This is a genomic window from Streptomyces sp. NPDC058000, from assembly GCF_042886435.1.
Lineage (GTDB): Bacteria > Actinomycetota > Actinomycetes > Streptomycetales > Streptomycetaceae > Streptomyces.
Window position 1 is genome coordinate 1 of record NZ_JBHVQS010000075.1, and the last position, 15920, is coordinate 15920.

General features: G+C 75.7%; 1 protein-coding gene. It reads left to right on the forward strand.

Annotation, left to right across the window (positions count from 1 at the left end; all coding sequences use genetic code 11):
• On the forward strand, nt 1-15903 hold a 15903-nt coding region (locus tag ACFVT2_RS38735), incomplete at its 5' end, for a type I polyketide synthase (protein WP_390025971.1).
• Nucleotides 15904-15920: the final 17 nt, after the last annotated feature.

A 15920-nucleotide genomic window follows, 5' to 3' on the forward strand; every position in this document is an offset into this window, starting at 1 on the left:
GTCTTTGTGCGGGGGGTGGAGGTGGACTGGGCGGGTGTGTTCGAGGGGACCGGTGCGTCCCGGGTCGACCTGCCGACCTACGCCTTCCAACGCGAACACCTGTGGGCCGTACCGCCCGCCCCGGAGGCCGGCGCCGCCGCCGACCCGGGCGACGCGGCGTTCTGGAGCGCCGTCGAGGACGGTGACGTCTCCGCGCTGACCGCCACCCTCGGCACCGACGAGGACTCCGTCGCCGCCGTGCTGCCGGCCCTGTCCTCCTGGCGCCGGGCCCGCCGCGACCGTTCCACCGTGGACGCCTGGCGCTACCGCGTCGCCTGGCAGCCCCTCGGCGGCACCCTGCCGCACCCGTCCCTGACCGGCAGTTGGCTGCTGGTCACCGCCGACGGCATCGACGACACCGACGTCGCCGCGGCACTGGAAACGCACGGCGCCGAGGTGCACCGTCTGGTCCTCGACGAGGCGTGCACCGACCGGGCCGTCCTACGGGAACGCCTGGCCGGGGCGGCGGACACCACCGGAACCGCCACCGGAATCGTCTCCGTCCTCGCCGCCGCCGAGCGGACCGGCGCGGTCCCCGGCACCTCCCTGGTGCTCGGCACCGCTCTGACCGTGGCGCTGATCCAGGCGCTCGGCGACGCCGAAATCGACGCCCCCGTATGGGCGTTGACCCGCGGTGCGGTCTCCACCGGCCGGGCCGACGAGCTGACCGCCCCCGTCCAGGCGCAGGTCACCGGCATCGGCTGGACCGCGGCGCTGGAGTATCCGCAGCGCTGGGGCGGCACCGTCGACCTGCCCGCCGCGCTCGACGCCCGGGCCGGCCAGCGGCTCGCCGCCGTGCTGTCCGGCGCCCTCGGTGCCGACGACCAACTCGCCATCCGGCCCTCCGGGATCTTCACCCGTCGCATCGTCCGGGCCGAGGCCACCCCCGGCCGGGCCGCCGGCACCTGGACGCCGCGCGGTACGACGCTGGTCACCGGCGGCTCCGGGACCCTTGCCCCGCACCTCGCCCGGTGGCTGGCGGGGCGTGGCGCCGAGCATGTGGTGCTGGTCAGCCGGCGGGGTGCGGAAGCCCCCGGGGCCCCCGAACTCGTCGCGGAATTGGCCGAGTTGGGTACCGAGGCGACTGTTGTCGCCTGCGACATCACCGACCGTGACGCGGTCGCCGCGCTACTGGCCGACCTCAAGGACGACGGCCGCACCGTCCGCACCGTCGTCCACACCGCCGCCACCATCGAGCTGCACACCCTGGACGCCACCACGCCGGTGGACTTCGACCGGGTGCTGCACGCCAAGGTCACCGGTGCGCAGATCCTCGATGACCTGCTCGACGACGACGAGCTGGACGACTTCGTCCTGTACTCCTCCACCGCCGGCATGTGGGGCAGCGGCGCGCACGCCGCGTACGTCGCCGGCAACGCCTACCTCGCCGCGCTCGCCGAGCACCGGCGGGCCCGCGGACTGCCCGCCCTGTCGCTGTCCTGGGGCATCTGGGCCGACGACCTCAAACTGGGCCGGGTCGATCCCGGGACGATCCGACGCAGCGGCCTGGAATTCATGGACCCGCAGCTCGCGTTGAGCGGCTTGCAGCGCGCCCTGGACGACGACGAGCGCGTCCTCGCGGTCGCCGACGTGGACTGGGAGACCTACCACCCCGTCTACACCTCGGGCCGCCCCACCCCGCTCTTCGACGAGGTGCCCGAGGTCCGGCGGCTCACCGCGGCCGCCGAACAGGGCGCCGGGGCCGAAGCCCAGGGCGAGTTCGCCGCCGCGCTGCGCACCCTGTCCGACGCCGAGCAGCGACGCACACTCCTGGAGACCGTCCGCACCGAGGCCGCGTCCGTCCTCGGACTGTCCTCCGCCGAGGACCTCACCGACCAGCGGGCCTTCCGCGACGTCGGCTTCGACTCGCTGACCGCCGTGGGCCTGCGCAACCGGCTCGCCTCGGTCACCGGCCTGACGCTGCCGTCGACGATGGTCTTCGACTACCCCAACCCGGCCGCGCTGGCCGCCTTCCTGCACGGCGAACTGGCCGGTGCCCGGTCCGCCGACGCCGGTGCCGCCCCGACGAGCGCCCCCGCCGCCGACGACCCGATCGCCATCATCGGCATGAGCTGCCGCTACCCCGGCGGGGTCGGCTCCGCCGAGGACCTGTGGCGGATCGCGTTGGACGAGGTCGACGCGGTCTCCGGCTTCCCCGCCGACCGCGGCTGGGACGCCGAGGGACTGTACGACCCGGACCCGGACCGACCCGGCCGCACCTACTCCGTCCAGGGCGGATTCCTGCGCGACGTCGCCGAGTTCGACCCCGGCTTCTTCGGCATCTCACCCCGCGAAGCGCTCGCCATGGACCCGCAGCAGCGGCTCCTGCTGGAGACCGCCTGGGAGGCGTTCGAGCACGCCGGCATCGACCCGGTCGCCCAACGCGGCAGCCGCACCGGCACCTTCGTCGGCGCCAGCTACCAGGACTACGCCTCCACCGTGCCCAGCAGCGAGGGCTCGGAAGGCCACATGATCACCGGCACGCTCTCCAGCGTGCTGTCCGGCCGGGTGTCCTACCTCTTCGGCTTCGAGGGCCCCGCCGTCACGCTCGACACCGCCTGCTCCTCCTCCCTCGTCGCCATGCACCTGGCCTGCCAGTCACTGCGCAACGGTGAGAGCTCGCTCGCCCTGGCCGGCGGCGTCAGCATCATGTCCACGCCGATGTCGTTCGTCGGCTTCAGCCGGCAGCGCGCCCTCGCCGAGGACGGCCGCTGCAAGGCATACGCGGACGGCGCCGACGGGATGACCCTCGCCGAGGGCGTCGGCCTGGTCCTGCTGGAGCGGCTCTCCGAAGCCCGCGCCAACGGACACCAGGTGCTCGCCGTCATCCGCGGCTCCGCCGTCAACCAGGACGGCGCGTCCAACGGCCTGACGGCACCCAACGGCCCGTCCCAGCAGCGCGTCATCCGCCAGGCCCTCGCCAACTCCGGCATCGCACCCGGCGACATCGACGTCCTGGAAGGCCACGGCACCGGCACCGCCCTCGGCGACCCCATCGAGGCCCAGGCCCTGCTCACCACCTACGGGCCGGACCGCGACCCCGAACGGCCGCTGCTGCTCGGCTCGGTCAAGTCCAACATCGGCCACACCCAGATGGCATCCGGTGTCGCCAGCGTCATCAAACTCGTCCGCGCCCTCCAAGAAGGCGTGGTGCCCAAGTCCCTGCACATCGACCGGCCCTCCACCCACGTCGACTGGTCCTCGGGCGCCATCGGACTGCTCACCGCACGCACCCCGTGGCCCGAAACCGGCCGGCCGCGCCGCGCCGCCGTCTCCTCCTTCGGCATCAGCGGCACCAACGTCCACACCATCCTCGAACAGGCCCCCGCGGACGAGGAGACCGCGGCCGCCGCCCCGCCGCGGGACGGCCTGGTGCCCGTCCTGGTCTCCGGCCGCGGCGAGGCCGCGCTGCGCGCCCAGGCCGCCCGCCTGCTCGCCTTCGTCGAGGAGCGGCCTGAGGCCCACCTCACCGACCTCGCCCACTCCCTCGCCACCTCGCGGGCCGCACTGGAGCGCCGGGCCGCGGTCATCGCCACCGACCGCGACGAGCTGACCCGCGGTCTGCGCGCACTGCGCGACGGACTGCCCGGCCCCGGCATCGTCCAGGGCACCGCCGGGCGCGGCCGGACCGCCTTCCTGTTCACCGGCCAGGGCAGCCAGCGGCCCGGTATGGGCCGCGAACTCTACGACCGCCACCCGGTGTTCGCCGACGCGCTGGACGAGGTCCTGGCCCGGTTCGACGGCGACCTGGACCGGCCGCTGCGCGAGGTGCTGTTCGCCGGACCGGGCTCCGCCGAGGCCGCACTCCTCGACCGGACCGGGTACGCCCAGCCCGCCCTGTTCGCCGTCGAGGTCGCACTGTTCCGCCTGCTCGCGTCCTGGGGCCTCACCCCCGACTACCTTGCCGGCCACTCCGTCGGCGAGCTCGCCGCCGCGCACGTCGCGGGGTTGCTGTCCCTCGACGACGCCTGCACCCTGGTCGCTGCCCGCAGCCGGCTCATGCAGGCGCTGCCCGAGGGCGGCGCCATGGTCGCCCTGGAGGCCGCGGAGGACGAGGTCCTGCCGCACCTGGACGGCCTGGCCGACCGGGTGTCGGTGGCAGCAGTCAACGGACCGCGGTCCGTGGTCGTCGCCGGCACCGAGGAGGACGTACTCGCCCTCGCCGACGCCTTCGCCGCCGACGGGCGGCGGACCAAGCGGCTGCGGGTGAGCCACGCCTTCCACTCGCCGCTGATGGACGCCATGCTCGACGACTTCGCCACCGTCGCCCACGGGCTGACCTACCACCCGCCGACGATCCCGTTCGTGTCGAACGTCAGCGGCGGCCCGGCCACCGCCGAGCAGGTCTGCACCCCCGCCTACTGGGTCGGGCACGTCCGCGCCGCGGTCCGCTTCGCCGACGGCATCGACTGGCTGTCCACCCAGGGCGACGTCCGCACCTTCCTGGAACTGGGCCCGGACGGCGTGCTCAGCGGCATGGCGCGGGAAAGCCTCACCGACCCGTCCCGCACGGCACTGCTGCCGACCCTGCGCGGCGACCGACCCGAACAACAGACCCTCGTCACCGCCGTCGCCGCGGCCCACGCCCACGGTACCGACATCGACTGGTCCGCCTACTTCACCGACCACGGCGCACACCGCCTGACCCTGCCGACCTACGCGTTCCAGCGCGAGCGGTACTGGCCCGACACCACCACCGCGGCGACCCCCGCGTCCGGGACCGGCCTCGACGCCGAGTTCTGGGCCGCCGTGGAGCGCGACGACGTCGCCGCCCTCGCCGCGTCCCTGGACCTCGACGACGCGACCGTCACCGCGATGATCCCCGCGCTCACCGGCTGGCGCCGCCGCCGCGGCGAGCAGACCGAACTGGACTCCTGGCGCTACCGCGTCACCTGGAAGCCGCGCGGCGGCACCACCGCCCCCGCCACCCTCAGCGGCCGCTGGCTCGTCCTGGCTCCACACGACCACGACCATGACCATGACCACGAGGACGACGCGACCGCCGCCTGGGTCGCCGACGTCGAGACCGCGCTCGGCACCCCCACCGTCCGGCTGCCGGTCGCCACCGCCGACCGGGCCGCGCTGGCCGCCCGGATCACCGAAGCGGCCGGCGACGAGGGCCCGTTCAGCGGCGTACTGTCCCTGCTGCCGCTCGCCACCGGCGACGCCGGCCACCCCGGTGCGCCCGCCGCGCTCACCCTCACCACCACCGCCGTCCAGGCCCTCGGCGACGCCGGTATCGACGCACCACTGTGGAACGTCACCCGCGGCGCCGTGGCCGTCGGCCGCGCCGACCGGCTCACCGCCCCCGACCAGGCCGCCGTCTGGGGCCTCGGCCGCGCCGTCGCCCTGGAACTGCCGGCCCGGTTCGGCGGCACCGTCGACCTGCCCACCACCCTGGACGATCAGGCCGCGCGCCGCCTGCGGGCCGTGCTCGCGGCGACCGACGGCGAGGACGCGGTGGCCGTCCGGCCCTCCGGCGTCTTCCTCCGTCGCCTCGCGCACGCCCCCGCCGGCCCCGACACCGCCCGTACCGCCTTCGACCCGGCGGCCGGCACCGTCCTGATCACCGGCGGCACCGGTGGCATCGGCGGTCACGTCGCCCGCCGCCTGGCCCGCGACGGCGCCACCCACCTGCTGCTCACCAGCCGCCGCGGCCCGAACGCGCCCGGCGCCGCCGCGCTCCGCACCGAACTGGAAGGGCTCGGCGCCCGGGTCACCCTCGCCGCCTGCGACGCCGCCGACCGCGACGCCCTGGCCGCCCTCCTCGCCGAGGTGCCGCACGACGCCCCGCTGTGCGCGGTGTTCCACACCGCCGGCGTCGTCGAGGACCACGTCGTGGACGCGCTCACCCCGGAGAGCTTCGCGGCCGTGCTGCGCGCCAAGACCGTCGCCGCGCACCACCTGCACGAGCTGACCGCCGGCCTGGATCTCGACGCGTTCGTCCTGTTCTCCTCGACGGCCGGCGTCCTCGGCGCCGCCGGACAGGGCAACTACGCCGCGGCCAACGCCCACTTGGACGCGCTCGCCGAGCACCGCCGTTCCCAGGGACTGACCGCGCTGTCCGTGGCCTGGGGCCCGTGGGCGGGCTCCGGCATGGTCGCCGACGACGCCGACCTGATCGACCGGGTGCGGCGCGGCGGCTTCGAACCGCTCGCCCCCGAGCCGGCCGTACGCGCCCTGCTGCGCGCCGTCGAGAACGACGACACCGCCGTCACCGTCGCCGACCTCGACTGGGAGCGGTTCCTCCGCGCCTTCGCCGCGCTCCGCCCGCTACCGTTCGTCGCCGACCTCCCCGAAACCGCCCGGGCCACCCCGGCGGCCACCACCGGGGCCGCCACCGGCCTGCGGCAGCAACTCTCCGAACTGCCGTCGCACGAACGCCCCGCAGCGGTCCTGAACCTGCTGCGCACCCAAGTCGCCGCCGTCCTCGGCCACGCCGACCCGCGCACCGTCGAGGACGACCGGGCCTTCCGCGACCTGGGCTTCGACTCGCTGACCATCCTGGAACTGCGCAACGCCCTCAACGCCGCCACCGGCCTCAACCTGCCCGCCACCCTGGTCTACGACCTGCCCACCCCGCGCGAGATGGCCGACTTCCTCCTCGCCGAACTCCTCGGCACCCTGCCCGCGGACACCGCCACCGCCGTCGCCACCACGGCCACCGACGACGACCCGATCGCCGTCATCGGCATCGGCTGCCGCTTCCCCGGCGGCGTCACCACCCCCGAGGACCTCTGGCAGCTCCTCGACGACGGCCGCGACGGCATCAGCCGCTTCCCCGACGACCGCGGCTGGGACCTCGCCGCCCTGGGAGCCGGCGCCTCCGACACCCTGGAAGGCGGCTTCCTCTCCGGCGTCGCCGACTTCGACGCCCGGTTCTTCGGCATCTCGCCCCGCGAGGCGCTGGCCATGGACCCCCAGCAGCGGCTGCTGCTGGAGACCACCTGGGAGGCGCTGGAACGGGCCGGCATCGACCCGGCCGCGCTGCGCGGCTCCACCACCGGAGTCTTCGTCGGCACCAACGGCCAGGACTACCCGACACTGCTGCGCCGCTCCACCTCGGACGTCGCCGGCTACGTCGCCACCGGCAACACCGCCAGCGTGATGTCCGGCCGCCTCTCCTACACGCTCGGCCTCGAAGGCCCGGCCGTCACCGTCGACACCGCCTGCTCCTCCTCCCTCGTCGCCCTGCACTGGGGCGGCCGGGCGCTGCGCACCGGCGAGTGCGACCTCGTCGTCGCCGGCGGCGTCTCGGTCATGGCCAGCCCCGACTCCTTCGTCGAGTTCTCCACCCAGGGCGGCCTGGCGCCCGACGGCCGCTGCAAGGCGTTCTCCGACGCCGCCGACGGCACCGCCTGGTCCGAGGGCGTCGGCATCCTCGTCCTGGAACGCCTCTCCGACGCCCGCCGCCACGGCCACCAGGTCCTCGGCCTGATCCGCGGCACCGCCGTCAACCAGGACGGCGCCTCCAACGGCCTGACCGCACCCAACGGCCTGTCCCAACAGCGCGTCATCGCCCAGGCCCTCGCCGACGCCCGCCTCACCCCCGCCGACATCGACGCGGTCGAGGCGCACGGCACCGGCACCACCCTCGGCGACCCGATCGAGGCCCGGGCCCTGATCGCCGCCTACGGCCGGGACCGGGACACCGCACGCCCGCTGCTGCTCGGCACCGTCAAGTCCAACATCGGCCACACCCAGGCCGCCGCCGGCGCCGCCGGCGTCATCAAGATGCTGCTGGCGATGGGCCACGGCACCCTGCCGAAGACCCTGCACGTGGGCACCCCGTCGAGCCACGTCGACTGGAGCGACGGGACCGTGGCGCTGCTCGACGACGCCCGGCCCTGGCCGGCGACCGGCGCACCCCGGCGCGCCGCCGTCTCGGCCTTCGGCGTCAGCGGCACCAACGCCCACGTCGTCGTCGAACAGGCCCCCGCCGCCGACACCCCGGCCACCCGGCCGGCCCCGGAGACGACACCGACCGTCGTGCCGTGGATCCTCTCCGGCCGCAGCCGCGAAGCCCTCCAGGCCCAGCTGGACCGGCTCACCGCCCACACCGCCACCCACCCCGAACCGACGCCGCTGGACATCGGCCGTTCACTGGCCACCGACCGCACGCTCTTCCCGCACCGCGCCGTGCTCCTCGCCGGCCCGGACGGCGTGCGCGAGGCCGCCCGCGCCACCGCCCCCCGCACCCCCGGCCGCACCGCGTTCCTCTTCTCCGGACAGGGCGCCCAGCACGCCCTGATGGGCCACGACCTGTACCGGCACTTCCCGGTCTACGCCGACGCGCTGGACGCGGTCCTCGCCCAGTTCGACACCGTGCTGGACGTCCCGCTGCGCACCGCGCTGTTCGCCGCGCCCGGCACCGCCGACGCCGCACTGCTGGACGGGACCGGCGTCACCCAGCCCGCGCTGTTCGCCGTCGAGGTCGCACTGTTCCGGCTGGCCGAGTCCTGGCGGCTGACCCCCGACTTCGTGGCCGGCCACTCCGTCGGCGAGCTTGCCGCCGCGCACGTCGCCGGGGTCCTCTCCCTGGAGGACGCCTGCACACTGGTCGCCGCCCGCGCCGCCCTCATGCAGCAACTACCGCAGGACGGCGCCATGGTGGCCCTGGAGGCCACCGCGGACGAGGTCGCGCCGCTGCTCACCGACGGCGTCGCGGTCGCCGCGGTCAACGGGCCCCGGTCCGTGGTCGTCGCGGGCGCCGAGGACGCCGTCCGCACGGTCGCCGACCGACTCGCCGCCGACGGCCGCCGCACCCGGCGGCTGCGGGTCAGCCACGCCTTCCACTCGCCGCTGATGGACCCGATGCTCCAGGAGTTCGCCCGGGTCGCGGAGAACGTCACGTACCACCCGCCGCGCATCCCGTTCGTCTCCACCCTCCGCGGCGCCCCGGCCGGCCCCGACCTGTGCACCCCGGATTACTGGGTGCGGCACGTCCGCGAGACCGTACGGTTCGCCGACGGCGTGCGCGCCCTGCACGACGCCGGCGTCACCACCTTCGTGGAGATCGGGCCGGACGGCGCGCTGTCCGCCCTGGCCGAGCAGACCCTCGACACCGTCGAGGCCGGCACGCCCGCCGTGGTCGTGCCGCTCCAGCGCCGCGACCGCGCCGGGGACCTCGCCCTCCTGGAGGGCCTGGCCACCCTGCACACCCACGGCGCCGGCCCGTCTTGGACCGCGTACTTCGAGGCCGCCGGAGGCCACCGGACCGACCTGCCCACCTACGCCTTCCAACGGGAGCGGTTCTGGCCCGAGCCCGGCGCTCCCGCGCTCGCCCCGCAGGACCCGGCCGACGCCGCCTTCTGGACGGCCGTCGAACGCGCGGACCTGGAGGGCCTGGCCGCCTCGCTCGGCCTGGACGGCGACACCGTCACCGCGATGGTGCCGGCGCTGTCCGCCTGGCGCCGCCGCCACGGTGCCGCATCCACCGCCGCGCAGTGGCGCTACCACGAGACCTGGTCCCCGCTGCCGGCGACGCAGGCGGCCGCACCGACCGGCCGGGCCCTGCTGCTCGTCCCGGCCGGGCACGCCGACACCGCCTGGGTGACCGCCCTCGCCGACGCCCTCGGCACCGACACCGACACCGTCGAACCGGCCGCCCTGGAAGAGCAGTTGACCGACCCGAACGCCGGCGGTTGGCGCATCGTCGTCTCCCTGCTCGCCGTCGCCGGAGGCGACCTGCCCGGCGACCCGGCATGGCCCACCGCCCTCCTCGACACGCTGGACCAGGCCGGTATCGACGCGCCCCTGTGGTGCGTCACCCGCGGCGCCGTCTCGGTCGCGGGGGAGCCCCCGACCGCCGTCGGCCAGGCCGCCCTGTGGGGACTGGGCCGGGTCGCCGCGCTGGAACACCCGGACCGCTTCGGGGGCCTGGCCGACCTGCCCGCCGACACCGACGACCGCGCCGCCGCCCGGCTCGCCGCGCACCTGGCCGCACCGGGCGCCGAACGCGAGATCGCCATCCGCGCCACCGGTGTCCACGGCCGCCGCCTGGCCCGTACGCCCGCCGCTCCCGACGCCGCCACCTGGCGCCCCACCGGCACCGTCCTGGTCGTCGGCGGCACCGGCACCATGGGCGGCCGGGCCGCCCGCTGGCTGGCCCGCGAAGGCGCCCGCCACCTCGTCCTCACCGCCCCCGACGGCACCACGGGCACCGACGCCACCGAGTCCCTGGCGGCCGAACTGACCGCGCTCGGCGCCCAGGTCACCCTCGCGCCCCATGACCCCACCGACCCCGACGGCTATGTCGCGCTCCTCGACGGACTGCCCGCCACCACCCCGCTCACCGCGGTCGTGTACGCGCCCGAGACCGACGCCGTACCCGACACCGCAGCCGACCTGACCGCCGCGCTCGCCCCGGCCACCGCCCTCGGCGCCGCCCTCACCGGCCGCCCCCTGGACGCCTTCGTCCTCTTCGGCTCCGTCGCCGCCGTCTGGGGCGTCCGCGGCCGGGCCGCCGAGGCCGCGTCCGGCGCCTACCTCGACGCCCTCGCCCGCGCCTGCCGCGCCCACGGCACACCGGCCCTGGCCGTCTCCTGGGGCGCCTGGTCCGACCTGGCCGACCCGTCCCTCACCGCCCACCTCCGGATGAACGGCCTGCCGGTGCTGGACGCCGACACCGCACTGGCCGCCCTCGGCCGGGCCGTCGCCGACGGGTCCACCGCCGAGGCCGTCGCCGACGTCCGCTGGGAGACCTTCGCGCCCCTCCACCACGAGGCCCGCCCCACCGCCCTGTTCGACGCCCTGCCCGAGGCCCGCAGCGCGCTCACCGAAGCCGCCCGCGACCGCGCCGACCGGCGGACCGCGGCCGGCGACTACGGTCGCTGGCTCGCCGCACAGCCCGCCGCGGACCACGACGGCATCCTGCTGGACCTGGTCACCGAGAAGGCCGCCACGGTCCTCGGCCACGCCGACCACGGCCTGCTCGAACCCGAACTGCCCTTCCGCGACCTGGGCTTCGACTCGCTGACCGCGGTGGACCTGCGCAACCAACTCGCCACGGCCACCGGCCTCGCCCTGCCCGCCACCCTCGTCTTCGACCACCCCAACCCGGCCGCCCTCGCCGCCCACCTGCGCACCCGACTCCTCGGCGGGGCCCCCGACGCCACCGCGCCGGTGGCCGCCCCGGCCGCCACCGGCGACGACCCGATCGTCATCGTCGGCATGGCCTGCCGCTACCCCGGCGGAGTCACCTCGCCCGAAGACCTCTGGCAGCTGGTGAACGACGAGATCGACGCGGTCGGCGACTTCCCCACCGACCGCGGCTGGCACCTGACCGCCCTCGCCGGCGACGGCCCCGGCCGCAGCGCCACCGCCCAGGGCGGATTCCTCTACGACGCCACCGACTTCGACCCCGCCCTGTTCGGCATCTCGCCGCGCGAGGCCCTGGTGATGGACCCGCAGCAGCGGATCCTGCTCGAAACGTCCTGGGAGGCCCTGGAGCGCGCCGGCATCGACCCGGTGACCCTGCGCGGCAGCGGCACCACCGGCGTCTTCGTCGGCGGCGGCTCCGGCGACTACCGGCCGCCGGAGGAGGCCGGACAGTGGCAGACCGCCCAGTCCGCCAGCCTGCTCTCCGGCCGCCTCGCCTACACCTTCGGCATCCAGGGCCCCACGGTGTCGGTCGACACCGCCTGCTCCTCGTCGCTGGTCGCGCTGCACCTGGCCGCGCAGGCCCTGCGCACCGGCGAATGCTCGATCGCACTGGCCGGCGGCGTCACCGTGATGGCCACCCCGGTGGGCTTCGTCGAGTTCAGCGCCCAAGGCGCCCTGTCGCCCGACGGCCGCTGCCGCGCCTTCTCCGACGACGCCAACGGCACCGGCTGGTCCGAGGGCGTGGGCATGCTCGTCGTCGAACGGCTCTCCGACGCCCGGCGCAACGGCCACCGCATCCTCGCCGTGCTGCGCGGCTCCGCCATCAACCAGGACGGCGCCTCCAACGGCCTGACCGCCCCCAGCGGCCCCGCCCAGCAGCGCGTCATCCGCCAGGCCCTGGCCAACTCCGGTCTGACCGGCGCCGACGTCGACGCGGTCGAGGCACACGGCACCGGCACCAAGCTCGGCGACCCCATCGAGGCCCAGGCCCTGCTCGCCACCTACGGGCAGGACCGGGAGACACCCGTACTGCTCGGCTCGCTGAAGACCAACATCGGCCACACCCAGGCCGCCTCCGGCGTCGGCGGGGTCATCAAGATGGTCCTCGCCATGCACCACGGCGAACTGCCCCGCTCCCTGTACGCCGAGAACCCCTCGCAGCACGTGGACTGGACCGCCGGCCACGCCCAACTGCTCACCACCCGGACCCCGTGGCCCGCATCCGGCCGGCCGCGCCGCGCCGCGGTCTCCTCCTTCGGCGCCAGCGGTACCAACGCCCACGCCATCCTGGAACAGCCGCCCCGCGACGAGGCCCCCGCGCGGCCCGCGGACGACGGCGCCCCGCTGCCGTTCCTGCTCTCCGGCCGCTCACAGAACGCCCTGCGCGCCCAGGCCCGCCGACTGCTGACCCACCTCGCCGCGCACCCCGACACCCACCCCGCCGACCTGGCCTCCTCTCTGGCGACCACCCGGGCCGCCTTCGAGCACCGGGCCGCCATCACCGCCACCGACCACGACGCCCTCCGCACCGGCCTGACCGCCGTGGCCGAAGGCACCACCACACCGCACACCGCCGAGCACCACCTCCAGCGCACCGGGAAGCGCGCCGTGCTCTTCTCCGGCCAGGGCTCCCAGCGCCTCGGCATGGGCCGCGAACTCCACGCCCGCCACCCGGTGTTCGCGGAGGCGTTCGACGCCGTCCTGGCCCGCCTGGACAGCCGGCTCGGCAGCTCCCTGCGGGACGTCGTCTGGGGCTCGGACGAGGACCGGCTGCACGCCACCGGCCACACCCAGCCCGCCCTGTTCGCGATCGAGGTCGCGCTGTACCGCCTGATCGAATCCTGGGGCGTCCGGCCCGACTTCGTGGCCGGCCACTCCGTCGGCGAACTCGCCGCGGCCCACGTCGCCGGGGTGCTCTCGCTGGACGACGCCTGCCGCCTGGTCGCAGCCCGGGCCACCCTGATGCAGGAGCTGCCGACCGGCGGCGCCATGATCGCCGTCGAGGCCACCGAGGACGAGGTCACCCCGCTGCTCACCGACGGCGTATCCCTCGCCGCGGTCAACGGCCCCTCCGCCGTGGTCCTCTCCGGCGCGGCCGACGCCGTGACCGCACTGGCCGACGCACTGGCCGAACGGGGCCGCCGCACCACCCCGCTGCGGGTCAGCCACGCCTTCCACTCCCACCTGATGGACCCGATGCTGGAGCGCTTCCGCACCGTCGCCGAGGGACTGGAGTACCACCCGCCGCAGATCCCCGTCGTGTCCAACCTCACCGGTGACGTGGCCGACGCCACCGAGCTGTGCTCCGCGGACTACTGGGTGCGCCACGTGCGCGGCACCGTGCGGTTCGCCGACGGGGTACGCACCATGGCCGACCGCGGCGTGCACCTCTTCCTCGAACTCGGCCCGGACGCCGTACTGTCCGCGATGGCCCGCCAGTGCGCACCGGACGCGGTCGTCGTCCCGGCCCTGCGCCGCACCCGTGACGAGGACGAGACGCTGGTCGACGCCGTGGCACGGCTGCACGTCCACGGCGCGGGGCCGCGCTGGGACGCGTTCTTCGCCGGCCGCGGCACCCAGTGGCTGGACCTTCCGACCTACCCCTTCCAACGCGGCCGCTTCTGGCCGGAGGCCCTACCGGGGGCGGCACCCGCCACCCCGGCGCCGGGACAGCCGGCCGAGGCCGACGCGGCCTTCTGGGACGCCGTCGCACAGGAGGACTTCACCTCATTGGAATCCGTACTCGACGTGGAGAGCGACGCCCTCTCCAAGGTGCTGCCGGCCCTCATGGACTGGCGCAGCCGCCAGGCCGACGAGACCCAACTGGCCCGCTGGCGCCACCGGATCGTGTGGAAGCGCCTCACCGGCGCCGCCCTGGTGCACCGCAAGGCACTCAGCGGCACCTGGCTGGCGGTGATCCCCGAGGGCCTTGCCGACGACCCCTGGGTGACCACCACCCTCGACGGACTCGGCACCCACCTCGTGCACGTCGAGGCCGCCGCGGCCGACCGGGCCGCGCTGGCCGACGCGATCCGCGCCCACACCGCCGACGGCACCCGCTTCGGCGGCGTGGTCTCCCTGCTGGCCCTGCGCGACACGCTCACCGGCGCCGTGCCCGAAGGCACCGCCCTGACCACCGCGCTCCTCCAGGCCCTCGGCGACGCCGGCATCGACGCACCGCTGTGGTGCGTCACCCGCAGCGCCGTCTCCGCCGGCCGCACCGACCGGCCGCACCGGCCGCTACAGGCCGCCGTCTGGGGCCTGGGCCGGGTCGCCGCCCTGGAGCACCCGCAGCGCTGGGGCGGTCTCGTGGACCTGCCCGAGGACCCCGACGAGCGGTCCGCGGCCGGCCTGGCCGCCGTCCTGGCCGGACTGGACGGCGAGGACCAGGTGGCCGTCCGCGGCACCGCGGTACTCGCCCGCCGCCTGGTCCCGGCCCCCGGCCGCAACCCCGCCGAGCCCTGGCACCCGGCCGGCACCGTCCTGGTCACCGGCGGCACCGGCGCCCTCGGCGCACACGTCGCCCGCCGCCTGGCCAAGGACGGCGCACACCACCTCGTCCTGCTCGGCCGGCGCGGCCCGGACGCCCCCGGAGCCGCCGAACTGCGCGCGGAACTCGACGGGTTGGGCACCAGTGTCACCGTCACCGCCTGCGACGTCGCCGACCGCGACCAGCTGACGGCCGTCCTGGCCGCCATCCCCGACGACCGGCCGCTGACCGGCGTGGTGCACGCCGCCGGCGTCCTCGACGACGGTGTCCTGGATCGGCTCACCCCCGAGCGGTTCCAGGAGGTGTTCCGCGCCAAGGTCACCTCGGCCCTGCTGCTGGACGAGCTGACCCGCGACCGCGACCTGGCCGCGTTCGTCCTGTTCTCCTCCGCCTCCTCCGCGGTCGGCAACCCCGGTCAGGCCAACTACGCCGCAGCCAACGCCGTCCTGGACGCGCTCGCCGAACAGCGCCGGGTGCTCGGCCTGCCGGCCACCTCCGTCTCGTGGGGCGCCTGGGGCGGCGGCGGCATGGCCGACGCCGGCGGCGCCGACGAGGCCGCCCGCCGCGCCGGAGTCGGCGCCATGGACCCGCACCTCGCCGTGGAGGCCCTGCTGCGCCTGGTCACCGACCGGGAGCCGACCGCGGTCGTCGCCGACGTGGCCCTCGACCGGTTCGCCGGCGCCTTCGGCGGGGCCCGCCCCAGCGCACTGCTGCGGGAGTTCCCCGGCTACCGGGAGGCGGTCGCCGCCCAGACGGACGCGGACACCGCGGACGGCGGCGGGCTGGCCGCCCGGCTCGCCGCGCTGCCGCCCGCCCGCCGCCCGGACACCGTCGTCGATCTGGTGCGCACCCGCGCCGCGCAGGTCCTCGGCTACCCCGACATCGACGCGGTCGCCGCCGAACGGTCCTTCCGCGACCTCGGTGTCGACTCGCTCGGTGCCGTCGAACTGCGCAACCAACTGGGTGCGGCGACCGGCCTGAACCTGCCGGCGACGCTGGTCTTCGACCACCCGACCCCCACGGCCCTGGGCGCGTACGTCCTCGACCAACTCTTCCCCGACGAACCGGCCGGAGCCGACGACGAGGCGGAGATCCGGGCCCTGCTGGCCTCCGTACCGCTCGACCAACTGCGGGAGATCGGGGTCCTGGAGCCCCTGCTCCAGCTCGCCGGACGCGGCGGCCGGCCCACGGACGACGACGGCGAATCCGTCGACTCGATGACAGTGGCAGACCTCGTGCGGGCCGCGCTCAACGGCCAGTCCGACCTGTAGCGCGATTGATGGAGCAG